Source organism: Noviherbaspirillum sp., assembly GCF_035944575.1.
Lineage (GTDB): Bacteria > Pseudomonadota > Gammaproteobacteria > Burkholderiales > Burkholderiaceae_D > Noviherbaspirillum.
Map to the genome: position 1 here is coordinate 53,555 of NZ_DASZBA010000200.1, position 25,559 is coordinate 79,113.

Consider the following 25,559-nt stretch of genomic DNA (forward strand, 5'->3'; position numbering starts at 1 on the left):
ACGGGATTGTATGAACCACGGCACCCTGCTCGTTCGTCTGCTGCCTTTCCTGAAATGGCCCCGGCCTACCGCCGCTTCGCTGCGGCGCGATGCATGGGCTGGACTCAGCGTGGGGCTGGTGCTCATCCCGCAGGCGGTTGCTTACGCAACGCTGGCCGGCATGCCGCCGCAGACCGGACTGTACGCGGCGCTGCTTCCGGCGCTGATCGGCATCCTGTGGGGCTCTTCCGCCCTGCTGGCCGTCGGGCCGGTCGCATTGACCAGCCTGCTGTCCTTCGGTGCGCTGTCGCCGCTGGCCGCACCGGGCAGCGATACATGGGTCGCGCTCGCGATCTGGCTGGCCATCTATGCAGGCATTTTCCAACTCCTGCTGGGAGCCTTTCGGCTCGGCCGGATCGCCAACCTGGTATCGCAACCGGTCATGGCCGGATTCATCAATGCGGCGGCCATCATCATCATCCTGTCGCAGGTTCCTGCGCTGCTCGGCGCGCCCGATCTTCTTTTCTGGCAATTCCCGCTTTCCCAAATGGCATGGCCGACTACCTTCGGTTGCGTGGCATTGCTGCTCCTGCTCGGCTTCAAGCGCTACCTGCCGCGTGCGCCCGGCATCCTGCTGGTTAGCCTGATCGGCATCGCCGCCAGTATCGCTCTCGACTATGTCGGCCGCGGCGGCGCGGTCATCGGCGCCATCCCGTCGGGGCTGCCGTCGCTGCTGTTGCCGCCGCAGATTTCGCTGACGAGTCACCAGGAGTTGTGGCCGGCCGCACTGGTGCTGGCCTTGATCAGTTTCACCGAGGCGATGTCGAGCTGCCGCATGCTTGCCCGTAAAACCAATGCGCGCTGGGACGAGAACCAGGAGTTGATCGGGCAGGGGCTCGCAAAGATCACCAGCGGCTTCAGCGGCGCATTTCCGGTGAGCGGATCGATTTCGCGGTCGGCGCTGAACCTGTATGCGGGCGCCCAGACCGCGTGGGCGAATTTGTTTGCCGCCTCCTGCGTGCTGTTCAGCCTGCTGTTCCTGACCGATTACCTGTTCTACCTGCCACGCTCGGTGGTGGCGGCGATGATCATCGTGCCGGTGTTCGGCTTGATTGACGTCGGCGCCATCCGGCGGGTATTCGCAGTGTCGCGGATCGATGGCGGCATTGCCGTCGCCACCTTCGTTGCGACGTTGTTCTCCATGCCGCGCTTGCACTGGGGCGTTTTCGTTGGTGTCGGCCTCACCATGGCGGTTTACCTGTACCGGCTGACCGAGCCACGCGTCATCGAAGTCAGCCTGCATCCGGACGGCACCCTGCGCGACCGCAACCGCTTCAACCTTCCGGCACTGGCGCCCGACCTGCTGGCCGTACGACTGGACGCCGCGCTCAACTTCCTGACCGCTGCCGCGCTTGAGCGTTTCATCAATGAGCACTGCCGCACCCATCCCGATGTCCGCCGGGTCCTGATCTGCTCCAGTGCGATCAACGGCATCGATGCCAGCGGCGTCGACATGCTGGAATCCCTGCGGACGAGCCTGCAGGGCGCAGGAATCGACCTGTACTTCTCCGGGATTAAAAAACAGGTGTGGGATGTGATGGAAGGCGCAGGCATGATCGCCGCGCTGCGGCGCGACCGCCTGTTTCCCACCGATCGGCAGGCAGTTCTGGCGCTTGCATCGAACAAGCCGGCGGCGGATTAGCTCAGCGCGCCCGAAGCAGGTTGGCCATCGCGACGAACTGTTCCAACGGGACGGTCTCCGGGCGCGCCTGCGGGTCGGCGCCGGCATCGATCAATTCGTTTTCGGTGAACAGGTCGCCTACGCAGTTGCGCAATACCTTGCGCCGCTGGGTGAATGCCTTGGTGACCACGCGCTCGAGCGTTTCGGCGTCGCATGGCAGCGGCTGCGCAACCGGGATCATGCGCACGATCGCCGAATCGACTTTCGGCGGCGGATCGAAGGCGGCAGGCGGCACGATGAACATCAGCTCCATCTGGTAGCGCCACTGGAGCATCACCGACAGGCGTCCGTAAGTCTTGCTGCCCGGCTCGGCAACCATGCGCTCCACCACTTCCTTCTGCAGCATGAAATGCTGGTCCTGCACCTGCGGCGCGATCTGCGTCAGGTGAAACAGCAGCGGACTGGAGATGTTGTACGGCAGGTTCCCGACGACGCGCAGGCGCTGTCCCGCCGGCACCGGAAGCGATGCGAAATCGAATTGCAGGGCGTCACCGGCATGGATGATCAGCCGGGCCGGATCGAAATTCTTCCGCAGGCGCTCGACAAGGTCGCGATCGAGCTCCACCACATGCAGCTGCCGGAGCGAGTCCAGCAGCAGGCGTGTCATGGCGGCGAGGCCGGGCCCGATTTCAACCATCGCATCGTCCGGCTGCGGGTCGATGACGCGGATGATGTCGTGTAGGACACCCTGGTCGGTCAGAAAGTTTTGACCGAAACGCTTGCGGGGAATGTGGTTCATCGAATCAGGAAGAGAGGGAAGTGGGTGTCGCGGGACAAGGTGATCAGGCCGATTGCGCCATCTGGGCCGCGATGCCGATCGCTTCCATCATGCTGCCGTGGTCGGCGTGACCGATCCCCTTGGCGGCCAGATCGAGCGCGGTGCCGTGATCGACTGAAGTACGGATGATCGGCAGGCCGAGGGTGATGTTGACGCCGCGCCCGAAGCTGGCGTATTTCAACACCGGCAGGCCCTGGTCGTGGTACATCGCCAGCACGCAATCTGCCTGCTGAAGGTATTTCGGCTGGAACAGCGTATCCGCCGGATAGGGACCGGTGGCGTCGATGCCCTTCGCACGCGCGGCATGGATGACGGGCGCAATCACGTCGATCTCTTCGCGTCCGAGATAACCGCCCTCCCCGGCATGCGGGTTCAGCCCGGTGACCAGGATGCGCGGCGATGGCAGGCCGAACTTGGTTTTCAGGTCATGATGAATGATGTCCAGCGTGCGCATCAGGCTGTCGAAGCCGATGGCCGCCGACACATCCTTGAGTGCGAGATGGGTGGTCGCCAGCGCCACCCGCAGCGGCGGCGTGCCGCCGGCGAGCATCATGACCACCTGCGGCGTCGCGGTTTTTTCGGCGAGGTATTCGGTATGGCCGGTGAAAGGCACACCGGCATCGTTGATGGTGCTTTTCTGCAGCGGGGCGGTGACGATCGCCTCCACCCGGCGCTGCACGGCGCATTCGATGGCGATGTCGAGCGTGTCCAGCACCGCGCGGCCGTTGCGCGCGTCGAGCGTCCCGGGCACGACATGCGTGGCGAGCGGACAATCGATCACGGCGATCTGCCCGGCAGGAAAATCCGGCAGGCCACTGTGGCGCACCGCCTGCAGCGATACCGCCGTCAGGCGGATCGATGCATCGATGTCGGCCGCCGTCATCGCCAGGAAGGCGGAGTCGCCGATGAGAACGCCGTTGACCTGGGACCGCAGATCCCAGGCCGCCCGGATGGCGATCTCCGGGCCGATGCCTGCGGGTTCGCCGCAGGTGATGGCGATGGCGGGACGACGGCTCACAGGATTGCGGTCGGCAGATTAGCGTGCATCGACATTGTCGAAGCGGTATTCGACATAGGCACGATCGCGCAACTGGCGCAGCCACTCATTGGTCGCTTCGTCAAGCTTGCGCTCGCGGATCGCCTGGCGGGCGATCAGGCGCTGGCGTTCCTTCGAGACGTCGTCCTTCTTGCGCTCCAGCACCTGGATCAGGTGGAAGCCGAACGGCGATTCGATCGGTTCGCTGATTTCACCGGGCTTCAGCGCATCCATCGCCCGCTCGAATTCGGGAACGGTATCGCCTGGATAGATCCAGCCCAGATCGCCGCCCTTGGACGCCGACAGGTCATTGGAGAACAGCTTGGCCAGGTCTTCGAACTTGGCGGCCTTGTTGTCCAGCCGCTGCTTGATCTCGGCGAGTTTGCGGCGCGCATCGGCCGGCGTGACGACCTGATTGGTCTTGATCAGGATGTGGCGTGCCCGCGTCTGCTGCACCGATGCGGCCGAGCCGGCATTGTCCGCCGCGCTGGCGTTGCGCTTGCCGACGAGTTTCAGGATATGGAAGCCGTTGGCGCTTTTCACGACCGGCGACACATCGCCCTGGTTCAGGCCGGCGATCGTGTCGACAAACAGTTGCGGCAGCCTGTCCTGGTTGCGCCAGCCGAGATCGCCGCCGGTCAGCGCATCGCTGGCATCGGAGTAGGTCGCTGCGATCTTGGCGAAATCGCCGCCCGACCTGACTTGCTGAAGGATTTCATCCGCGCGCTTGCGACGCTCGGCGATCTGCTCCGCCGTCGCATTCTCGGGAATGCGCACCAGGATCTGCGCCAGATTGTATTCCTGCTGGTTTTGCGTGGCGCCCTTGTCGACGGCGAGATAGTTGTCGACTTCCGATTCGGTGATCTGGATCTTGTTGTCGACTTCCCGTTCGCGCAGCCGCTGCATGATGATCTCCTCGCGGATTTCCTCGCGGAAGCGGTTGAATGGTGTGCCTTCGCGTTCGAGGCGGTCGCGGAATTCCTGCAACGACATCTTGTTCTGCTCCGCGATGCGGGAAATCGCCCTGTCGAGCATGAGATCATCGACCCGGATGCCGACTTCCTTTGCCAGCTGCAACTGGGCACGATCGACGATCATACGCTCCAGCAACTGGCGCTGCAGTTCCGCCGGGGGCGGCAGCGAGATACCCTGGTTTCGCATGCGGCGCTCCACCATGCGCGAACGGTCTATCAGTTCCTGCATGGTGATGACTTCATTGTTCACGACGGCAATAATGGCATCCGCCAATTGCACCCGGGGTTTGGCGGCCTGCGCCGGCGCTCCCGCAGGAGGCGTGGACGATGGCGCGGCGGGCGGCGTGAAGCCCGGCGTGGCGGCAGGTGCCGTCAAACCCGGCCCGAGGCCCGGCTTGAACTGGGCCGATGCGGTGGGCACCACGCCTGCCGCCGCAATCAGGAAGATGCCTGCCAGCGAAAGGCCGGACCGTACGGTTCTGGATTGTTGCCTGGAGCGATGAAGTTTCATGGGAAAGTCCGCAATGCGTTGTTAGGGAGTGCTGGGCTGGTTGATCATCTGATAGCCCGGAATGCTGGAGCGCAATGCATCCAGCGGATTGGAACCCAGACGCGTCAAACCATTCAACTCAAGCTGGAAAAACAGCGCCGATGTTGCCTGCCCGGTCGCGGTTGGAGTGCGCTGGGCGACGAGGCGGAAGATCCAGCAGTCCGCCTTATATTCGAAACCGAGCAAGCCTTCCGCAACCTTGCTGTCCGGCAAAGAATAGTTCACCCGTCCGACGCCGTACCAGCGCGCCGCTAGCGGCCATTGAGCGGAAATATCCACCTGCTCCAGCCGGTTCGGCTGGTCGCGGCGGTATTGCAGGTTGAGCACGCGAGCCGGGCCGGGTTGCCAGCGGACACCGTAATTGGCACGGCGCGTGTTGCGCAGGCTTTCGCTGTACTGGACGTTGCCTTCGGCGGTAAGTTCGTTGGATATGCGGCCGGCGGCGGAAATCAGCAGGTCCGAACGGCTTTCATTTCGCGCACCACCGATGGTCACCCGCTGCTCGTCGAAATAGAATCGCTGGCCGACGGCGAAGCGCGCACGTTCGGCGCCGCTCGACTCGATATAACGCGACACCAGCGCGGTGGTCAGCTGGTTGGCATCGCTGATGCGATCGTTGCCGATGAAGCGGTTTTCGCTGAACAACTGTGCGAAGCTGAGATCCGCTTCCGCGGTGTCGAAAATCGGCAGCCTGCTCTGGTCGCGATACGGCGTATGCACATAGAACAGGCGCGGCTCCAGCGTCTGCGTCATGGCCTGGCCGAAGAACTTGGTATCGCGTTCGAAGACCAGTCCGCTGTCCACCGAAAACGTCGGCAGCACCCGGTCCAGATTGCGGCCGGCGGCCGGCGTGCGGTTATCGATGTTGTAGGTACTGGCGTGCAACGACAGTCTCGGCGTGATGAAGTAACCGGGCCGGAGGATCGGATAAGCAATGCGTGGATTGATGAACATGCGGTCGCCGCGCACCAGGTCCGGATGCCAGAAACGCGTCAGCTCCGAATCGACTGTCCAGTCGAAACCGGCCACATCCTGCCGTCCCGCCTGGAAGGTCAGTTGCGGCAGCCGGTCGTACGGGCGGATGATCGGCACTACCGGGTCCTGCAACACCTGGAAGTTCGACAATCGGGCCGACGCGCTCCAGTAAGCGCTGCCGTACACCAGGTTCATGTCCCGCGGCAGCAGCCGCTGCGATGCATTGGTGATCGAACGCGCGAAGTCGCTCGGGTAATTGTCGTCCGACGCGGAATTGAGATTCCACGAGTACGACAGGCCGGGCGCAAGGCTCTGCGTATGGACAGATGAAATCGCATACCGGTCGGTGCCGCTTTGCCGGTCGTTGAACAACGCCTCGACGCTCGTCTGCCCGGCATAGGTTTCACCGAGATAACGGCCCTCGGCGCCGAGCTGCAGGCCGCGCTTGGCGATCAGCCGTGGATAGAGCGTCAGGTCGCGGTTGGGCGCGATGTTCACGTAGTACGGCTGGGTGATTTCCAGGCCGCCGGTGTTGGTGGTGCCGACCGTCGGCGGCAGCAGGCCCGACTTGCGCGCATCCGACAAGGGGAAGGACATCGCCGGTGCTGCCAGGATGGGTACGCCCTTGAAGTACACGACTGTGTTGTAGGCGGTGCCGATGTCGCGGCCGGAGTCTAGGTTGAGCCGCCCGGACTTGAGGTACCAGTCGGGATCGGGACCTTCGCAGGTGCTGTAGGAACCCTCGGTGATCGTGGCGCGGTCGCGCGCTTCGAAATCGATCCGCTCCGCGCTGCCCTGCGCGTTGTTCAATTCCAGCTGATACGTCGGGCGCAGCACATAGCCTTCGCCCGCGTCCATCCTGAACCGCAATTCGTCGCCGGTGTACGTATCGCCGAAGCGGCGCATGCGGATATTGCCGACCGCCTCCACCTCGTCTTCCGCCACGCGGTAGGTTGCCTTATCGGCATTGACGGTGGTGGGACCGCGGATGATCTCGACATCGCCCTCCAGGACCACGTCACGGTCGGGGCGGCCGGTCATTTTTTCCGCACTGACGTTTGCCGGTGCATTTTTTTCTTCGTCGGTGATGCCTTTTGGTGAAGTCTGAGCTGATACGAGCGTCGGCGCCGCTGCCGCCGCAACGACTGCAGTCAGGTAACGAAGCAAACGTTGCGAGGGAGGAAATGCGGGAAACCAGGTCATGAAAAGAAAGGCTGGCAGGCGATTTTTTGAGTTGAATCCCTTATTATATGGGAACTCACTGCCCTCAAACGTATTGTCCATGTCCTCAGAGCACTCCCCCGATCCCCGTCTCATTCAATTAAAGCAATGGCTTTCCGCGCTGCCGGGCAATCCGGTCAAAGTGGACTCAATCCGCCCCGCCTCTTCCGATGCCAGCTTCCGCCGTTATTTCCGCGTCGATGCCGATTCCGCGGCGCAATCCGATACCGATGGCGGCGCCACGCTGATCGTGATGGATGCCCCGCCTCCCCAGGAGGATGTACGCCCTTTCGTACATGTGGCGCAACTGTTCGGCGAAGCAGGCGTGGCGGTGCCGCGCATCCTGGCCCAGGATGTCGATAACGGCTTCCTGCTGCTGTCCGATCTCGGCGCGACGACCTATCTCAACGAACTCAACCACGACACCGCCCATAAGCTGTATCTCGATGCAATCGGCGCGCTGGTGCTGATCCAGGCGCAGAGCAAGCCGGACGTGTTGCCCGAATATGATCGCGCGCTCCTGCTGCGTGAACTGATGCTGTTTCCGGATTGGTATATCGGCAAGCATCTGGGCGTCACGCTGAACGACAAGCAGACCGCCGAGCTGAACAAGGTATTCGACGCCCTGCTGGCCAACAACCTCGCGCAGCCGCAGGTGTACGTGCATCGCGATTATCATTCCCGCAACCTGATGGTGATGCAAAAGGGCAACCCCGGCATCCTCGATTTCCAGGATGCGGTGTACGGCCCGATCACCTACGATCTGGTGTCGCTGCTGCGCGATGCCTACATCCAGTGGGATGAGGAAATGGTGCTCGACTGGGCGATCCGTTACTGGGAACTCGCGAAACGGGCCGGCCTGCCGGTCAACAGCGATATCGACGCCTTCTACAAGGACTTCGAATTCATGGGCGTGCAGCGGCACCTGAAGGTGCTCGGCATCTTCGCCCGCCTGTTCCACCGCGACGGCAAGGACGCCTATCTGAAGGACCTGCCGCTGGTGATGGAATACACCCGCAAGGCTGCCGCCCGCTACAAGGAACTGATGCCGCTGGTGCGGCTGCTGGACCAGCTTGAAGAAAAAGCGCCGCAGGTCGGTTATACCTTCTGATTAAGGCACATCAATGAAAGCCATGATTTTCGCCGCAGGCCGCGGCGAGCGCATGCGTCCGCTCACCGATACCTGTCCGAAGCCCCTGCTGAAGGTGCGCGGGCGTCCCCTGATCGTCTGGCACATTCTCAATCTGGTGCGTGCCGGCATCACCGATATCGTGATCAATCACGCGCATCTCGGCCACATGATCGAGGAAGCGCTTGGTGAAGGCACGCAATTCGGCGCGCGCATCGTCTACTCGGCCGAAGGCACCGCGCTCGAAACCGCCGGCGGCGTCGCGAAAGCGCGCCACCTGCTGGGCGAGGAACCCTTCGTCGCCATCGCCGCCGATGTGTATTGCCCGCATTTCGATTACGAACAGGTCAAGACCGCGCTGCAGGACAACGACATGTGGGGCAACCCGCATCCCGCCGACAAGCGCGATGTGGCCTGGCTCTACCTGGTGAAGAATCCCCCGCATCATCCGAAAGGCGATTTCGCGCTGCACAGTTTCTCGATCGCCAATGACGGCGATCCGCGCCATACATTTTCCGGCATCGGCGTCTACCGGCCGGAAATCTTCGATGCCGTCGAAGCCGGCCAGTCGGCGCAGATCGCGCCCATCCTGCGCGAGTATGCCGCGCGCGGACAGGTGGGCGGAGAACTGTACCGCGGCGACTGGACCGATGTCGGCACGCCGGAGCGCCTGGCGCAATTGAATGCACCCATCGTTGAAAGAATGAAACCATGAAACCCTATGCCGACCGACGCGCAAGACTGCTGGCCCAGATGCATGAAAAAGGCGGCGGCGTGGCCATCATTCCGACCGCGCCCGAAGTGATGCGCAACCGCGATGCCGATTATCCGTATCGCCATGACAGCTACTTCTACTATCTGTCGGGTTTCACCGAGCCGGAAGCGGTCATCGTGCTGGTGGCCGGCAAGACCGACCAGGCCATCCTGTTCTGCCGCGACAAGAATCTGGAGCGCGAGATCTGGGACGGCTATCGTTACGGCCCGCAGGCGGCGCGCGAGAAGTTCGGCTTCGACGCCGCCTTTGCCATCGATGCACTGGACGTGGAAATGCCCAAACTGATGGCCGATGCGCCGGCGCTGTTCTATTCGCTCGGCAGCGACCACAAGCTCGATACCCGCATCCAGCAATGGCTGCAGACGGTGCGCATGCAGGCACGCGCCGGCGTGGCGACCCCGTCGGCGATGCACGATGTGCATGTCCTGCTCGACGAGATGCGATTGTTCAAGGACGCAGACGAAATTGCCATCATGCGGCGCGCAGCCGCGATCTCCGCCGAAGCGCATTGCCGGGCGATGCGCATCTCCCGGCCGGGACTGCGGGAGTATCAGCTCGAAGCCGAACTGCTGCATGAATTCCGCCGCCACGGATCGCAATATCCGGCCTACGGCTCCATCGTCGCCACCGGCGCCAATGCCTGCGTGCTGCACTATCGCGCAGGCGACGCCGAAATCAGGGACGGCGACCTGGTGCTGATCGATGCCGGTTGCGAACTCGACAGCTATGCGTCCGACATCACCCGCACCTTCCCCGGCAACGGCAGGTTCAGCGGCCCGCAGAAGGCGTTGTACGAAATCGTGCTGGCCGCGCAGGCTGCCGCCATCGCAGACACCCGTCCGGGCAAGCACTTCATGTCCGGACATGATGCGGCGGTCAAGGTGCTTGCTCAAGGCATGCTGGATACCGGCCTGCTGGACAAGAACAAGGTTGGCAGCCTGGAAGACGTGATCGAGAAAGGCGTCTACCGGCAGTTCTACATGCACCGCACCGGCCACTGGCTGGGCATGGATGTACATGATGTCGGCGAATACCGCGAAGCCCGCAACGTTGCGCCGGGCGAAGAAAAACCCTGGCGGGCGCTGCAACCCGGCATGGTGCTGACCATTGAGCCGGGGATCTATGTGCGGCCGGCCGACGATGTGCCGGAACAGTTCTGGCATATCGGCATCCGCATCGAGGATGACGCGCTGGTCACTGCCGACGGCTGCGACATCCTCACGAGCGGCGCGCCTAAAAGCGTCGACGACATCGAAGCGTTGATGCGGCACTGATACGCGATGGCGGCGGATTACGACATCGCCATTTGTGGCGGCGGGCCTGTCGGCATGGCACTCGCATTGCTGCTGATAAAACGTGGCGTGCCGGCATCGCGCATCGCGGTGGTCGATGCGAAACTGGTCGAGCAGGCAGCACAGGATCCGCGCTCGATCGCCCTCTCCTTCGGCAGCCGCCAGATCCTCGAACAGATCGGCGCATGGCCGCTTGCCGTCGACGAGATTCACGAAATCCATGTTTCGCGGCGCGGCCACTTTGGCCGCACACTCATCACCAGCAAAGAACACGAGGTCCCGGCTCTCGGCTATGTCACGCGTTACGGCACGCTGGTCACCGCACTTGCAAAGGAGTTGCAGCATACCCCGGTTGCCTCGCTGCGCCCGGCGCAGGTGACGCAGTTGATCGAACGGGCGGATGAAGTCGAACTCCAGTTCGCAGAGCGTACGCCGGTTACTGCCCGGATCGCGGTGCAGGCGGAGGGCGGCGCGTTTTCGGAACAGGCGGAAAAAGCAATACGGCGGGACTATCAGCAGACCGCCGTCATTGCACAGGTCACTGCCGGCGCGCCCATTGCCCGACGCGCATTCGAGCGGTTTACCGCCGAAGGCCCGCTGGCATTGTTACCGCAGGACGGAGGCTATGCGCTGGTCTGGTGTGTTCGTCCCGATACCGCATCGCGGCTGCTTGCCTTGTCTGATAGCGACTTCCTTGCCGAACTGGGAAGCGCGTTCGGCACGCGCGTCGGCCGCTTCACGTCGGCAACGCCCCGCGTCAGCTATCCGCTTGGCCTCAACGCGCAAGGCATGGTTTCGGCACGAACGGTTGCCATCGGCAATGCGGCGCAAACATTGCATCCCGTAGCCGGCCAGGGCCTGAACCTGGGTATGCGCGATGCCGTCGTCCTGTCGCAAATCCTCTCCAGGGAAATTTCGTCCAGTGCGCTTCAACGCTTCGCGACCCAGCGCCACAGCGACCGCAGCCTGACGATCCGCATCACCGACACCATGGCGCAGATTTTCGCGAGCGCCCCGGATGGCGCGCCGACACAGACGATGCTGGGTCTATCGCTCGGACTTATTGACGCGATCAAGCCGGCCAAGCGCCTTCTGGCGGAACAAATGATGTTCGGCAAGCGGTAAATTGCCGCAGGGCGCTTTTACAGCGCACGCAACCAGCATAGACCTCTACAGCAACCTGCACGGCATCGCAGGCATCGCATGCATGGCCATATGAAGCCGTGCAAAAACACCTTGCAAGCTCCGTTGCGCTTCATAGACTATTTTCATTCACATCGCATTTCCGCCTACCGGTCCTACCCTACCGGCTTTTATCGACAGATTGATTGTGGTAACGATCTCGAGTCCGAGGCGCGCCGTGCGGTTGTTCGGTCAGGAACAAATGAACCTCTTTGCTTTGGTTTCATTCGCCGGCGTCATCGTTGGCCAGCGCGGAGGAGCCCGGAAAGAGCATGCTTTCCTTCAGCACCGGCAATCGTCGAAAGATCCGGTGGCCAAGGCGATCGAGAAACATGATACCGATGCGTGCAGGGAGAAAGGGGTCAAGCTTTTGAGGAGGCAATCATGACCAGCGAGGAAAACAAGCAGTTGGCGAAGCAAGCCTATGCGTCATTCATGGCCGGCGACATTGCGAAATTGATGGAAATCTATGCGGATGATATCGAATGGATCAGTCTGGAGTCGGAATATGTTCCATTTTCGGGCACCTATCACGGCAAGGCCGAGGTTGCGCAATTCTTCCAGAAACTAAGCGATTCGCAGGATGCCGAGCGGTTTGAACCAATCGAATATCTGGCCGATGGCGACAAGGTGGTTGTGTACGGCAATTCAACGTGGCGCGTCAAGTCGACTGGCCGGACCTATGACACGCCGTGGGTGCACATCAGCACCATGAGAGACGGCAAGGTAATCCGCTTTCAGGATTACACCAACTCCGCCGCTGTCGAAGCCGCGTTCATGCCCACGGACTCTGTGAGCCCGCAAAAGGGTGCCGTCACCCACCACTAAATTATTGATGACAATCGAACAGCCCCGCAGCCCGCTGAGGGTTCGGGGCTGCGGGGCTGCGGATCTCGTCGGGCTCGGAACTGGCGAGCAGTTGAACAACGCGACGGGCGGAAGGCGTCCGCCGGTTTCTCCGGCCGTCGCTTCACGACATGAAACCGGAGAGCCCGAAACCCACAGCCATAGGATGCAAGCCGTACAGGCAAATCCAGAGCATGGCACATTTCATCAGTGCATCAGCGATAGCCTGTCGACCGGCAAAAAGCGAGCTCCAAAGTAATATTGTCAGCATGTTTTCGGCCAGCGCCGAGTAGACGAATCATGGCGCAGAACACACTGCTCACGAACCGGATTGACATCATTATCGATATGCATGACTGCCCTTTATTGCGCATTAGCGCCATGGATCGGCCATGGTAATATCAGATCGCTTCAGGCACCTTTTAGCAACTTGGACAAGCAACTGCCTGAAGAGCGCAATCTTTAGTCCGATACGTTGCAGGGACCCGAAAAAGAACAGAGACGTTGCCGTAACCGACACCACCCTCAACGCAGAAAAGTCTGATGACGATGGGCAACTATCAGGTTATTCAGCAGATAGGCCTGACAGCCGGTGGAACCCTTTACGTCGCCCGCCATGAGCAAGACGGCACCACTGCTCTTCTGAAGCTCCCTCCACGCGAATGCGCTGTGAATAGCTTGCGGCACGAGTATGCCTTGCTGCAATCTCTTGATGCCCCCGAGATCCTTAAGCCGATTGCCCTGCAGGAGGACAGCATACACCCCGCCTTGGTCCTGGAATTCTTTCCGGGCGAGAGTCTGGATGTGGTGCTGGCACGCCAGCCGCGCCTGGACCTGCGGACAGCGCTCGACATTGCTCTTCAATCGGTTCGCGCCTTGGCCGCGCTCCATGCGGCCGGCTTCGTACATCACGACATCCGTCCCGCCAACTTCCTGCTTGCGCATGCACCCCATGGGATCCAGGTGAAATTAGCGGATGCATCTAGGGCTACTGCGCGTGAGAGTGCGACGTCTTCCCGGCCGGCTGCCGGCAGCGATTGGGCGTATGTTTCACCTGAGCAGACCGGGCGCATGAAGCGCCAGGCCGATTACCGCACCGATTTCTATTCACTTGGCATCCTGCTGTACCGCCTGCTGACCGGGCAGTTGCCGTTCCAGGCCAACGATGCGCTGGAATGGGTGCATTGCCATCTGGCCCGCATGCCCGTTCCGCCGCATTATCTGGTGCCTGACCTGCCGCATGCCGTGTCGCACCTCGTGCTCAAGCTGCTGGCAAAGGTGCCGGAGGACCGCTACCAGAGCGCCTCCGGCCTCCTGGCCGACCTGGCGCATTGTCTGGACCAATGGCAGGCCACTGGAGCGATTGCACCATTTCCGCTCGGCACACGGGACGTGTCCGACCGCTTCCATGTGCCGCACAAGCTGTATGGGCGCGAGCAGGAAAGAGCTGCACTGCTGAATGCATTCGAGAGGATCGCAACGGCGGGGGGGCGGCTGCTGGTCACGGTGGCCGGCTACTCGGGCGTGGGGAAATCCGCGTTGGTCCATGACCTGCAACAGCCCATCATGGCAAGGCATGGCTACTTCGTCGCAGGCAAGTTCGACCAGTACAAGCGCGACATTCCCTACGCTACCCTGGCCCAGGCCCTGGACCAGCTTGTGCGCCAAATTCTGGGTGAAGACGACGCCAGCATCGCCCGCTGGCGGCAGGCCCTGTGCGAGGCACTGAGTCCGGTTGGACAGCTCATGGTCAATCTGATCCCCCAGCTCGAACTCATCATCGGTCCGCAGCCCCCCGTACCGGTCCTGCCGCCACAGGAAGCGCAAGGCCGCTTTCAACTGGTATTCCGCCGCTTTCTCGGCGTATTCGCCCGGCAAGAGCATCCTTTGGTGCTGTTCCTCGACGATTTGCAGTGGGCGGACGCGGGAACGCTCGCCGTGCTGGCCGACCTTGTGACCCATCCGGACATGCATTCCCTGTTGCTGATCGGCGCCTATCGGGACAACGAAGTCGGCGACAGCCCCCCATTGAGGCAGCGCCTGGAAGCGATCCGCCAAGCCGGAGGCCGCCTGCAACGCATCGTGCTCGCCTCGCTGTCACTGGACGAACTGGCGCAGCTGGTGGCCGAATCCATGCATTGCCGGCCTGACGAGGCACAACCACTGGCGCAATTACTTTTGGACAAGACCGGCGGCAACCCCTTCTTCACCAAACAGTTCCTGGCTACCCTGGCCGACGAGAAACTGCTGTCCTTCGATGATCGCGCCGGCACTTGGCGCTGGAACATGTCCCGTATCCACGCAATGGGCTATACGGACAATGTCGTGGAATTGATCGTGGGCAAGCTTGGCCGCCTTCCGAACGATACCCGGGATGCCTTGGCAAGGTTTGCCTTCCTCGGTAATGCCGCGGACACCGCCACGCTCGCCATCGTACTCGGGCAACCCGCGGAGGCCATTCACGCCCTGTTCCGGGAGGCGGCATGCATGGGCCCGGTGTTCAGGCAGGCGGATACCTACCTGTTCCTCCACGACGGTGTGCAAGAAGCGGCCTACTCGATGATCCCCGAGACATTGCGGGCCGTGATGCACCTGCACATCGGCCGCATGCTGGCATCCAGCCTGGCGCCCGAGGCGCTGGCGAACAGGATCTTCGAGCTTGTCAGCCAATTCAATCGCGGCAGCAGCCTGGTCGAGTCGCGGGAAGAAAAGGAACGGATTGCCGAACTCAACTTGTTGGCCGGGAAGCGCGCCAGGGCGGCGACGGCATTTGCGTCTGCGCTGGCTTTCGTGACTGCCGGCACGGCATTGCTGACGGAGGATTGCTGGGAGCGGCGGCATGAGCTGATCTTCGAGCTCGAACTGATTCGGGCCGAATGCGAGTTCCTGACCAGCGCCCTGGCCGCCGCCGAGGAACGGCTGGCGCTGCTGTCGATGTGCACGGCAACTGCGGTGGAACGCGCGTCCGTGGCTTGCCTGCGCGCTGACCTGTACACGCATATGGACCGCAGCGATCGTGCGGTCGAGGTCGGCCTCGACTGCCTGCGCCACATCGGCATCGACCTGTCGCCGCAGCCGACGCAAGAGCAGGTGCGCGGCGAGTATGACCAAACCATGTCCAGGCTTGGCGAGCGGCCGATCGACGAGCTCATCGACCTGCCCTTGATGACCGATCCGGCGTCCCTCGCGACGCTCGATGTGCTGACCAAGATCGGCATGCCCGCCATGTTTACGGACGCGAACCTGTATTCGCTGCTCTCCTGCAAGGCAGTCAGTTTCAGTCTCACGCATGGCAACAGCGCCGCCTCGTGCTTCGCCTACGGCAGGCTGGGCATGATCGCCGGTTCCATGTTCGGCGACTACCATGCCGCCTATCGCCTGGCGCGGCTCGGCTGCCTGCTGGTGGAGCGGCGCGGGCTGACGCGTTTCGAGAGCGAGGTCTATTTCACCTTTGCCGCGCGCGCCCTGCTCTGGGCCCAGCATATCCGGGCCGGACACGACCTGCTGCTCCGCGCCTTCGAGGCAGGAAACAGGAACGGCAACATCATCTTTGCGTCGGTCAGCTGCACGAACATCATCAGCAACCTCCTGGCCACCGGCGCACCGCTCAGCGAGGTGCAGCGCGAGGCCGAGCATCGCCTCGCCTTTGTACAGAAAGCGCGCTTCGGCATGGTCGTCGGCACGATCAATTCGCAGCTCGCGCTCGCGCGAACGCTACTTGGATTGACGCCGATTTTCGGTACCCTTGACGATGCGCAGTTCAACGAGGATGAGGAGGAACGCCGGTACGCCGACAACCCGCGCCTGGCGATCGGCGCGTGCTGGTACTGGATCCGCAAGCTGCAGGTGCGCTTTCTGGCGGGCGATTTTTCCGCCGCCCTTGCAGCCGCCATGCGGGCAAAGCCGCTTTTATGGACGTCGTGGGGTTTCTTTGAAACGGTGGAATATCACTACTACGGCGCGCTTGCATGCGCCGCACTCTGCGATTCGGTTGACGCCGGTGAACGGGCACCGCACATGGAGGCATTGCGCGCCCACCATAGGGAGCTCGATGCCTACGCAAAGGCCTGCCCGGAGAACTTCGCGAACCGGGCCGCGCTGCTCGGCGCAGAGATCGCGCGCCTTGAAGACCGGAAGTTCGACGCCGAACTGCTGTACGAGCAGGCCATCCGCTCGGCCCGCGACAACGGCTTCGTGCACAACGAGGGAATCGCCAGCGAACTCGCCGCCCGCTTCTATCTCGCATACGGCCTGTCGACCGCCGGCAACGCCCACCTGGAACGGGCGCGTGACTGTTATGCGGAGTGGGAGGAATCAGGCAAGGTCCGGCAGCTCGAAGAACGCTATCCGCAATTGCGCGCACATGCCTTGAGCGCTTCCGCCTCGGACCGCCTGCCCGACGGTGCGTCCCGTTTGGACATGCTGTCGGCTGCCAAGGCGTCGCAAGCCATTTCCGGCCGCATCGTACTGGACGAACTGATTGATGCCCTCATGCGCGTAGTGCTTGAAAATGCCGGCGCACAGACTGGCTGCCTGCTGTTGGTTAAAAAAGATGAACTGACGCTGGCAGCCGAAGCCGAAGTCGAGCAGCAGGCGGTGCAGGTGCGTCGTCAAGCCGGACGGCCTCGGCAACAGACACACTTGCCCATGACCATCCTCCAATATGTCCGGCGCAGTCGCGAATCCGTGCTGCTGATGGATGCCGCCGAATCGCACCCGTTCTCCAACGATCCGTACTTTGCCCGACAGCGGCCTCAATCCGTGCTGTGCCTGCCGATCCTGCGCCAATCGACCTTGGTGGGCGTGCTCTATCTGGAAAACAATCTGACCACCCACGCCTTTACGCCGGACCGCGTCCAGGTGCTGGAACTGCTGGCCTGCCAGGCCGCCATCTCGCTCGACAATGCCCGGCTGTATGCCGACGTGCGCGACAGCCATGCCCGCATCCGCCGCCTGGTCGAGTCCAGCATCATCGGCATTGTGTTCTGGAATTTAAGCGGGGGCATCACTGACGCCAACGAAGCATTCCTGCAGATGGTCGGCTACTCCCGGCAAGACTTGGCGGACGGGAAAGTGAACTGGGAATCCATGACGCTGCCGGAATACAAGGCGCTCGACGAGCAAAAATTGACGGAAGTGCGTGCTACCAGAACGAGCACTCCCTATGAGAAGGAGTTTTTGCACAAGGACGGCAGCCGCATCCCGGTACTGCTCGGCGCCGTTCTTTTCGACGATTCGCCGGATCACGGCGTAGCCTTCGTGCTGGACTTGACCGAACGCAAGCGGGCCGAAGCGGAACGGGAGGCACGCCATGCCGCCGAGGCGGCCAACCGCGCCAAAAGTGCCTTCCTGGCCACCATGAGCCATGAGCTGCGCACGCCGTTGAACAGCATTCTCGGCTATGCCCAGATCCTCGAGCGTGATCAGGTTCTTGGCGAACGTCAGCTTGCCGGCGTGAATGTGATCAGGAAAAGCGGCGAGCATCTCCTGACCCTCATCAATGACATTTTGGACCTGGCCAAGATCGAAGCCGGCAGGATGGAACTCGTCCCGGTCGACATCCCGCTTGCCCGCTTCGTGCAGAACATCATCGAAATCGTTGCGATGAAGGCGGCACAGAAGGAGCTGGAGTTTGTCCGGGATTTTTCTCCCAGTCTGCCGCAGTGGATCCGGGCCGACGAGAAGCGTCTGCGCCAGGTGTTGCTGAACCTCCTATCCAATGCGATCAAATTCACCGACCGTGGCCGGGTCGTGCTGCGGGTGCGCTTTACGCCGCCGGACCGACTCTGCTTTGAGGTGCAGGACACCGGTATCGGCATTGCCGCAGACCGGTTAAAAGCCATTTTCGAACCGTTCGAACAGGCCTGCGACATGCAGCGGCGAGTGGTCGGCACGGGCCTGGGCTTGACCATCAGCCAGCAATATGTGCACCTGATGGGTGGCCGGATAGAGGCCGAGAGCAGGTTGGGTCAGGGCAGCACCTTCCGCTTCGAGGTGGAGGCGCATCCGGTACAGAGAGCCATGGCAGCAACATCGTCCAGGATAGTGACCGGCTATGCGGGGCCGCGCAGGAGGGTACTGGTGGTCGACGATATTGCCGAAAATCGGATGGTGGCGGTCGACTTGCTGACGCCGCTCGGGTTCGAGGTGGCCGAGGCGTCCAAGGGCCGCGAAGGGGTGGAGATGGCGCAGCGCTTGCAGCCCGATCTGATCCTGATGGATCTCGTCATGCCGGAGATGGACGGGCTGGAGGCCATGCGTCTTTTATGCCGACAGGCAGTCTTTCGGGATTTGCCGATCATCGTGATGTCAGCCAGCGTGTCGGCCAGCGACAGCGAGCAAAGCCTGGCGGCCGGGGCGCATGTCTTTCTGCCCAAACCGCTTGAGACGGACAAGCTGCTCGCGCAGATAGCCAGGCTGCTGCGATTGGAGTGGACCTACGACGCAGCGCAAGCGGCATCGCCGCCAGAAGAGGAGGCCATCGTCGCGCCACCGGCGGATGAGATGGAAGTGCTGTATCGGTTGGCCAGGCTGGGCAACATGCACGAGATCGCGGTGCAGGCCGACCGGCTGGACGAACTCGACGAGTGCTATCGCCCCTTTGCGAGCCGATTGCGTTCGCTCGCCATCAACTACCAGTCCCAGGCTGTGCTGCTCCTGGTGGAGAAGTATCGGCAAAGCAGCATGGCCTCATAGACCAGCCGGTAAGTGCAGGCGAAAAGCTTATCCGGAGCGCAAGCAAGCTGGAGCGACTGATCGTTGTACCGCAAACACGGGTGGACAGCATCATCACGGATGAAGCATTGGCACCATTGCATAACTTGGGGAAAGACCAAGCGGAACCCCGCTTATCACATCCCGCCCTCGTCGTCGGAGGCCAGGCAAGGATATCGGGTGAGCTGTATATCAATCATGAAACCCGCAAAGTTGTTTTCAATGACCGTTCAGGTCGATACTCCAAATATGGCGAACGAAGTGCCGCCCATCTGGAGCATGCCGCGGCGATTATGGAAAAAATCTGGCGCAATACGGGATGAGCGTTCAGATATCGAAACACGAGTACAAGAGGAATAGGCAATATGGGCAGCACTAGAAGCGGCGCCGGGAATATCAACCGGCATCTCGCCGGATGCCCAGGTATGTCTGCATCAGAATGCAATACAGCAGCGCCGCAATCGCAAACCACTGCACTCCTTTCACGATTCCCCTGAATGTCATTCGTTCCAGAGCAGCGCCCGGCACGCTCATCGCGCCAATCAACAATCCGAGCGATCCTGCGATCAACAGCACGAGCACAACCGCCATGCGCATCTTCGGGCTCAATTGGTTACCGGGAATGTGCAAGGGCGGCGTTGCGTTGAACCATCTTCGCAATGCAGCCGCCAGAATCCACAATCCGAGTACGGTGCTGCTGTGCTGCAGTAACTTGTACAGGGGAATCCGGGGGCCGCTGTCCGGGCCGATCGCCGACCTGAGCCAACTGAAGTAGGTCACAACGGCCGTGTTCGCATGCGTGAAGCTATCCCAGGCCACATGCGTAGCTGCGCCCAGTGCAGCCGAAGCACTGATCACCGCCCATGATTTGGGCGATGTCGGAAGCCAGTCGGGCGATTCTATATCGAGCCGACTCCGGAGGCGATCGGGCAAGAGCAGCCAGAATGGCCGCTTGATCAGGAGATGAAAAATCAGGTAGGCAACCAGGCTGGCGGGCACACAGAACGTGATGATTCCTGCCAGGCTGTGACTCAGCGCGCCGGAAATTGCGATCCTGAGAAAGTAGACGAAGTCAGGCGCCATGCTGCCGATGACCAGGGCGGAAAGGCTCGCGCCTTTCCAGTATCGCTGGATGGGAACAATGGCTGCAGGATGGGAAAGCGTGAACGGCATGCTATCGAGACGATTCAAAAGGTCTCGAATCACCGGTTCTGCGGATTTCCAGTGCCGTCCGGATCCGCCGCCTTCGTCGCGCGCCGCTATTCAACAATATATTCCGCACGACCTCGTCATTCATGGCATCCCTGCTCCGACCGCCTGCCGAACCGGAATACCTTCGGGATCGACGTTGTGCAAGCAAAAGATGTTGATGCCGAGATTGTCCGGTGTAACACGCTTGCGGTGAAACGGATAGATGCCGCATACCTTGCAGAAAAAGTGCCGCGCCGTCCTGGTGTGGAACTGGTATTCGGTGAGTGATTCCTCGCCCGCCAGCAGACGGAACCTGCTCTCATGGACCTTGATCATGAGAGCATTCCTGCGGCGGCATAGCGAACAGTCGCACATCGTGAGTTCGGGAAAATCTGTCTCAATCTCGAAGCGAACTGCGCCACAGTGACAGCTGCCTTGATATGTCTGCATTGGACGGCTCATATACTTCTCATCCCCTGAGGAAGGTATTTTTGTACATTGCGAAAGGCAAGATTAGCATGGTGCTTTATCTTCGACATGATGCCTGCCGATTGGATGAATCGCATGCTCAAGCGGCAACCATTGCTTTTGATCTCCAGCATGAATCTCCTCAACCTGGCAGCGGCGCATCTAGGTGCCTTCGGGGCGCGCAAACGGTTCGACCGTGTCCTGTTCCGATGGGTCGTTGCGTGCGACGATTGCACGCGCCGGTTCGGTAGCGCTTAAGTTGATTGCCTCATGCGGTACACCGGGCGGGATGAAAAGAAAGTCGCCGGCTTCGCTCACAACCTCATGTTCAAGCGATGCGCCCCATCGCGTGCAAACCCGTCCTTCGAGAACATAGATGCCTGTCTCGTAGCCTATGTGCTTGTGCGGCTCGGCGCGCCCGCCCGGCGGGATGAGCACCATGTGCATCGACAGGCCTTGTGCACCAACCGTATTCCCGGAAATTCCGATGTAGTACGGGAGGCGTTGTTTTGTCATTACTTCGGCATCGGGTCGAACGGCCTGTACCTTGCGATGATCGGCATCCATGAGAACCTCGTGCATGTCATTGAAGAGCATTCGTCGGCAGTCGCGGATTTACCCGCCTGCTATTCATTGCACATGCAAGATTAACAGGTTAAGCATGGCGGTTCGATTGCCTTCTCCCTGAGAAGCTTCGTGGAAAAACTGTCATTGCAAGCAGGATCGAGATGCATGCGTGGCCAAGTCGATAGGCACAGGACTGACTCATGTTTCAACAAGGAAAAAAGCCGCGCAGGGCGCGGCTTTTCGTGCTTCGGGCGCGCTGAAAATCAGGCCGCCTTCAATGCGCCCAGTACTTCGTCCAGCATCTTCTTCGCATCGCCGAACAGCATCCGGTTGTTATCCTTGTAGAACAGCGGATTGTCCACGCCCGCATAGCCGGAAGCCATGCTGCGCTTCATGACGATGGAGGTCTTCGCTTTCCAGACTTCAAGCACCGGCATGCCGGCGATCGGGCTGCTCGGGTCGTCCTGGGCCGCCGGGTTGACGATGTCGTTGGCGCCGATCACGATGGCGACGTCGGTGTCCGGAAAGTCGTCGTTCAGCTCGTCCATTTCCATCACGATGTCGTAAGGCACTTTCGCTTCCGCCAGCAGAACGTTCATGTGGCCCGGCATCCTTCCCGCGACCGGATGAATGCCGAAGCGGACATTCACGCCCTTTTCGCGCAAGGTCTTCGTGATTTCATACACGGTATGCTGCGCCTGTGCGACCGCCATGCCGTAACCCGGCACGATGATCACATTTTTTGCGTCGCGCAGCATTTCGGCGGTCTCGGCGGCGGTCACCGGCGACACTTCGCCTTCCGGTTGCGCGGCGTCGCCCGCTGCCTTCGGCTTGGGAGCATCGCCGCCGAAGCCGCCCGCGATCACGCTGAGGAAGTTGCGGTTCATTGCGCGGCACATGATGTAGGAGAGAATGGCACCACTCGAACCCACCAGCGCGCCGGTGACGATCAACAGGTCGTTGGACAGCATGAAGCCGGTTGCCGCCGCCGCCCATCCCGAGTAGCTGTTGAGCATCGACACCACCACCGGCATGTCTGCGCCACCGATCGCCATCACCATGTGGATGCCGAACAGGAGCGCAATCACCGTCATCACGATCAGCGGTGTCATGCCGGCATCGATGCTTTGCGCCTGCAGGAACAGGTAGCCGAAATAGATCACGACGAGCAGGCCGATGAGGTTGAGCAGGTGGCGGCCGGGCAGCAGCAAGGGCTTGCCGCCGATACGGCCGGACAGCTTGCCGAAGGCGATGATCGATCCGGAGAAGGTCACCGCGCCGATCAGGATGCCGATGTAAATTTCCACTTCGTGGATAATCTTTTCGGCGCCGGTGAAGTTGGCGGAGGCGGCAGGATCGATGTAGCTTGCGAAACCGACCAGCGTGGCGGCGAGACCTACCAGGCTGTGCATCAATGCCACCAGTTCCGGCATCTGCGTCATCTGCACGGTGCGGGCGGCATACAGGCCGATGGCCGCACCGACCAGCATCGCGCCGATGATCCACGGCAGGCCGGCGGCCGTGACGGACGGGCCGAACACGGTCGCCAGCACGGCGATCGTCATGCCGATCATGCCGTACAGGTTGCCGCGGCGGGAGGTCTCCGGATTGGACAGGCCGCCCAGGCTCAGGATGAAGAGGATGGTTGCGCCCAGATAGGCGACTGCTGTAAGACTTTGAGACATGGAGCGCTCCCTTATTTGCGGAACATCGCCAGCATGCGGCGAGTCACGGCGAATCCGCCGAACATGTTAATCGTGGTGAGCACAATGCCGATCACCGCCAGCCAGCGTATCCAGTCGCCCGGTCGTTCTGCGCCCGCCGCGAGCGGAGGCGCGATCTGCACCAGCGCGCCGATGGCGATGATGCTGGAGATGGCATTGGTGACGCTCATCAGCGGCGTGTGCAGTGCCGGCGTGACATTCCACACCACCATGTAGCCGACAAAGCAGCCGAGGACGAACACCGTGAAGTGGCCGAGGAAGGCCGGCGGCGCAAACGCGCCGATGAACCAGAACAATGCCGCCGCGACGCCGAACATTACGGCGATGCGTGTGCCGGATGCCGGTTCGCTCGGTGCGCCATGGCCATGCCCCTTCGCCTGCACCGCTGCCGGCTTGGCAGCGGGTTTTGCGGGGGCTGCAGGCAGTTTCGGCGGCGGCGCCGGCCAGGTGATGTTGCCGTCCTTGATGACCGTCAGGCCGCGTATGGCATCATCTTCCATATTGACGTTGATGATGCCGTCCTTGGTCTTGCAAAGCTCTTCGGTCAGGCGGAACAGATTGGTGGCATATAACGTGGAGGACTGCTTCGCCAGGCGGCTGACCAGGTCGGTGTAACCGACGATGGTTACGCCATGCCTGACTACCGCTTGTCCGGGTTCGGTCAGTTCGCAGTTACCGCCCTGCTCGGCCGCCATGTCGACGATCACGCTGCCCGGCTTCATGCTCTTTACCATGTCTGCGGTGATCAGCCTGGGCGCGGGCTTGCCCGGGATAAGCGCGGTGGTGATGATGATATCCACCTCCCTGGCTTGCTTCGCATACATTTCGCGCTGGGCCTGCTGGAAGCCTTCGCTCATCACTTTCGCATAGCCGCCGCCGCCGGAGCCTTCCTCTTCGTAATCGACCTTGACGAATTCACCGCCCAAGGACACGACCTGGTCGGCCACTTCGGCACGGGTGTCATTGGCGCGCACGATGGCGCCGAGGCCGGCAGCCGTGCCGATTGCCGCCAGGCCGGCCACGCCGGCGCCGGCAATAAACACCTTGGCCGGCGGAACCTTGCCTGCGGCGGTGATCTGACCGTTAAAGAAACGGCCGAATGCGTTGGCCGCCTCGATGACGGCGCGATAGCCGGCGACGCCGGCCTGAGAGGTCAATGCGTCCATCTTCTGGGCGCGGGAGAGTGTCCGCGGCAGCGCGTCGATTGCCAGCACAGTGACCCTTTTTGCCGCGAGCCGCTGCATCAGGTCGGGGTTTTGCGCAGGCCAGATGAAGCTGATCAGCGTGCCGCCCTCCCGCATCATGCCGACTTCCTCGATGGTGGGTGGCCGCACCTTGAATACGATATCGGATCCGGCCCATAGCTGGGCCGCACCCGGCACGACCTGCGCCCCGGCTGCGCGGTAGGTATCGTCGCTGAAATTGGCGGCATCGCCGGCACCGGATTCGACAGCGACGGAGAAACCGAGCTTGATCAGCTTTTCCACGACTTCGGGAACGGTCGCGACACGCTTTTCATCCGGAAAGATTTCCTTTGGCACTCCAATGATTAACGGCATACGCTTTCCTCTTGGTTATTTAAGTGTTTTTAATCCTGCAGGACCGGCCGGCATCCTGCTGCCTCTTCGGAATTGGTTTGGGGCGGCATTTCACCGACCTCGTGTGGCTCACTTCTTGTTTTTACTTCTTCAGTCCTGTCATCTGGTTCTTTTCATCAACGAAAACGATCTCCGGCACATCGGTTTCGACTTCTGTTTCGTTCATCGGTGCATAGGTGCAGATAATCAACAGGTCGCCAAGATGCGCACGCCGTGCCGATGCGCCGTTCAGGAAAATTTCTCCGCTGCCGGTTTGCCCTTGATTGCATGAGTGGAAAACCGCTCGCCGTTATTGATGTTATAGATCCCGATTTTCTCGAACTCCTTGATGTCGGCGGCTTCCAGCAGGTTCTGGCCGATGCCGCATGAGCCTTCATAATGCAGGTCGGCCTGCGTGACCGTCACGCGGTGGATTTTCGACCTGAACATGATGCGTTGCATTTATTCTCCCAATGACGCAAAACAATCCGCCATGGCAAAGACGGCAGCAAAAACGGATGTGACAGGCAATTCAGTTGACAGGGCTGTAAATTCCGGCGGGCGACCCTATATAGCTGAAATCATTCGAAAGACGCATCGCATGCCGGCGTCGATGCATTTTTCCCATGTCTTTTTGAAAATTCGTGCGCAGATGTTACACGCAATTCCAAAATTAGCACAACCGTTCTTTTTTATGGCTTTCTACTAATTTAAAGAGCGACATATTGCCACGGTTGCCATCCTTGTCATAAACGATTTGGCAACATGATCAAAAAAGCTGAATGTCCTTCATTCTGCAAGGTTTTTGACCGAAGACTGATTAATCGGGTAATGCCCATT

18 protein-coding genes and 1 pseudogene are annotated in these 25,559 nt (G+C 61.2%); 9 read left to right on the forward strand and 10 right to left on the reverse strand.

Translation table 11 applies throughout. From position 1 onward, the window contains the following. Positions 1 to 10 precede the first annotated feature (10 nt). Positions 11 to 1,681, forward strand: coding sequence for a SulP family inorganic anion transporter (locus tag VGU61_RS15915; RefSeq protein ID WP_326860181.1), 1,671 nt, complete (start codon positions 11 to 13; stop codon positions 1,679 to 1,681). A gap of 1 nt (position 1,682) precedes the next feature. Here the strand turns inward: VGU61_RS15915 and rsmA are convergent, their stop codons facing one another. Genes rsmA through VGU61_RS15935 form a run of 4 tightly spaced genes read right to left on the reverse strand, consistent with a single transcriptional unit; the run spans position 1,683 to position 7,236 of the window. Then, on the reverse strand, positions 1,683 to 2,459 hold the full coding sequence (gene rsmA / locus VGU61_RS15920; RefSeq protein ID WP_326860182.1) for a 16S rRNA (adenine(1518)-N(6)/adenine(1519)-N(6))-dimethyltransferase RsmA: 777 nt from the start codon (positions 2,457 to 2,459) through the stop codon (positions 1,683 to 1,685). A 43-nt stretch (positions 2,460 to 2,502) separates the two neighbouring features. Beyond that, entirely contained in the window at positions 2,503 to 3,516 is a 1,014-nt protein-coding gene (gene pdxA, locus VGU61_RS15925) for a 4-hydroxythreonine-4-phosphate dehydrogenase PdxA (protein WP_326860183.1), read from the reverse strand. 18 nt (positions 3,517 to 3,534) lie between these two features. Beyond that, positions 3,535 to 5,019, reverse strand: coding sequence for a peptidylprolyl isomerase (locus VGU61_RS15930; protein ID WP_326860184.1), 1,485 nt, complete (start codon positions 5,017 to 5,019; stop codon positions 3,535 to 3,537). A gap of 21 nt (positions 5,020 to 5,040) precedes the next feature. Beyond that, on the reverse strand, positions 5,041 to 7,236 hold the full coding sequence (locus tag VGU61_RS15935; protein ID WP_326860185.1) for an LPS-assembly protein LptD: 2,196 nt from the start codon (positions 7,234 to 7,236) through the stop codon (positions 5,041 to 5,043). A 79-nt stretch (positions 7,237 to 7,315) separates the two neighbouring features. Here VGU61_RS15935 and VGU61_RS15940 point away from each other — a divergent pair, with 79 nt between their 5' ends. From VGU61_RS15940 to VGU61_RS15970, 7 genes are all read left to right on the forward strand, one after another. After that, positions 7,316 to 8,365 (forward strand): aminoglycoside phosphotransferase family protein, encoded by a 1,050-nt coding sequence (locus tag VGU61_RS15940; RefSeq protein ID WP_326860209.1) that lies wholly within the window; start codon positions 7,316 to 7,318, stop codon positions 8,363 to 8,365. Positions 8,366 to 8,378: 13 nt separating this feature from the next. After that, positions 8,379 to 9,098 carry an N-acetylmuramate alpha-1-phosphate uridylyltransferase MurU gene (gene murU / locus VGU61_RS15945; RefSeq protein WP_326860186.1) on the forward strand — a complete coding sequence of 240 codons (720 nt, stop codon included), beginning with the start codon at positions 8,379 to 8,381 and terminating at the stop codon, positions 9,096 to 9,098. Then, a complete protein-coding gene (gene pepP, locus VGU61_RS15950; protein WP_326860187.1) occupies positions 9,095 to 10,432 on the forward strand; it encodes a Xaa-Pro aminopeptidase in 1,338 nt (445 codons plus the stop codon). The genes murU and pepP overlap by 4 nt, the downstream gene beginning before the upstream one ends. Before the next feature lie 6 nt (positions 10,433 to 10,438). Continuing rightward, the gene (locus tag VGU61_RS15955) at positions 10,439 to 11,575 is read left to right on the forward strand and encodes a UbiH/UbiF/VisC/COQ6 family ubiquinone biosynthesis hydroxylase (protein ID WP_326860188.1); all 1,137 of its coding nucleotides are present in this window, start codon (positions 10,439 to 10,441) and stop codon (positions 11,573 to 11,575) included. A gap of 441 nt (positions 11,576 to 12,016) precedes the next feature. Next, on the forward strand, positions 12,017 to 12,460 hold the full coding sequence (locus tag VGU61_RS15960) for a nuclear transport factor 2 family protein (RefSeq protein ID WP_326860189.1): 444 nt from the start codon (positions 12,017 to 12,019) through the stop codon (positions 12,458 to 12,460). A 567-nt stretch (positions 12,461 to 13,027) separates the two neighbouring features. Then, positions 13,028 to 19,174, forward strand: a complete 6,147-nt coding sequence (locus VGU61_RS15965; RefSeq protein WP_326860210.1) for an AAA family ATPase — start codon at positions 13,028 to 13,030, stop codon at positions 19,172 to 19,174. An 80-nt stretch (positions 19,175 to 19,254) separates the two neighbouring features. Beyond that, a complete protein-coding gene (locus tag VGU61_RS15970; RefSeq protein WP_326860190.1) occupies positions 19,255 to 19,515 on the forward strand; it encodes a hypothetical protein in 261 nt (86 codons plus the stop codon). A gap of 73 nt (positions 19,516 to 19,588) precedes the next feature. Here the strand turns inward: VGU61_RS15970 and VGU61_RS15975 are convergent, their stop codons facing one another. The 6 genes and pseudogenes from VGU61_RS15975 to panD all read right to left on the reverse strand — a co-directional run bounded on the left by VGU61_RS15975 (position 19,589) and on the right by panD (position 25,181). Further along, the gene (locus VGU61_RS15975; RefSeq protein ID WP_326860191.1) at positions 19,589 to 20,383 is read right to left on the reverse strand and encodes a DUF4184 family protein; all 795 of its coding nucleotides are present in this window, start codon (positions 20,381 to 20,383) and stop codon (positions 19,589 to 19,591) included. A gap of 102 nt (positions 20,384 to 20,485) precedes the next feature. After that, positions 20,486 to 20,845 (reverse strand): GFA family protein, encoded by a 360-nt coding sequence (locus VGU61_RS15980; protein WP_326860192.1) that lies wholly within the window; start codon positions 20,843 to 20,845, stop codon positions 20,486 to 20,488. 168 nt (positions 20,846 to 21,013) lie between these two features. Further along, positions 21,014 to 21,418 carry a cupin domain-containing protein gene (locus tag VGU61_RS15985; RefSeq protein ID WP_326860193.1) on the reverse strand — a complete coding sequence of 135 codons (405 nt, stop codon included), beginning with the start codon at positions 21,416 to 21,418 and terminating at the stop codon, positions 21,014 to 21,016. A 263-nt stretch (positions 21,419 to 21,681) separates the two neighbouring features. Further along, positions 21,682 to 23,103 (reverse strand): Re/Si-specific NAD(P)(+) transhydrogenase subunit beta, encoded by a 1,422-nt coding sequence (pntB, locus tag VGU61_RS15990; protein ID WP_326860194.1) that lies wholly within the window; start codon positions 23,101 to 23,103, stop codon positions 21,682 to 21,684. Between the two features lie 11 nt (positions 23,104 to 23,114). Then, a complete protein-coding gene (locus VGU61_RS15995) occupies positions 23,115 to 24,701 on the reverse strand; it encodes a Re/Si-specific NAD(P)(+) transhydrogenase subunit alpha (protein ID WP_326860195.1) in 1,587 nt (528 codons plus the stop codon). A gap of 121 nt (positions 24,702 to 24,822) precedes the next feature. Further along, positions 24,823 to 25,181 (reverse strand): annotated as a pseudogene (gene panD / locus VGU61_RS16000) (aspartate 1-decarboxylase). 31 nt (positions 25,182 to 25,212) lie between these two features. Between panD and VGU61_RS16005 the strand changes: the two are divergent. Next, positions 25,213 to 25,428: a hypothetical protein gene (locus VGU61_RS16005; protein WP_326860196.1), complete on the forward strand. Its 216-nt coding sequence runs from the start codon at positions 25,213 to 25,215 to the stop codon at positions 25,426 to 25,428. Positions 25,429 to 25,559 lie beyond the last annotated feature (131 nt).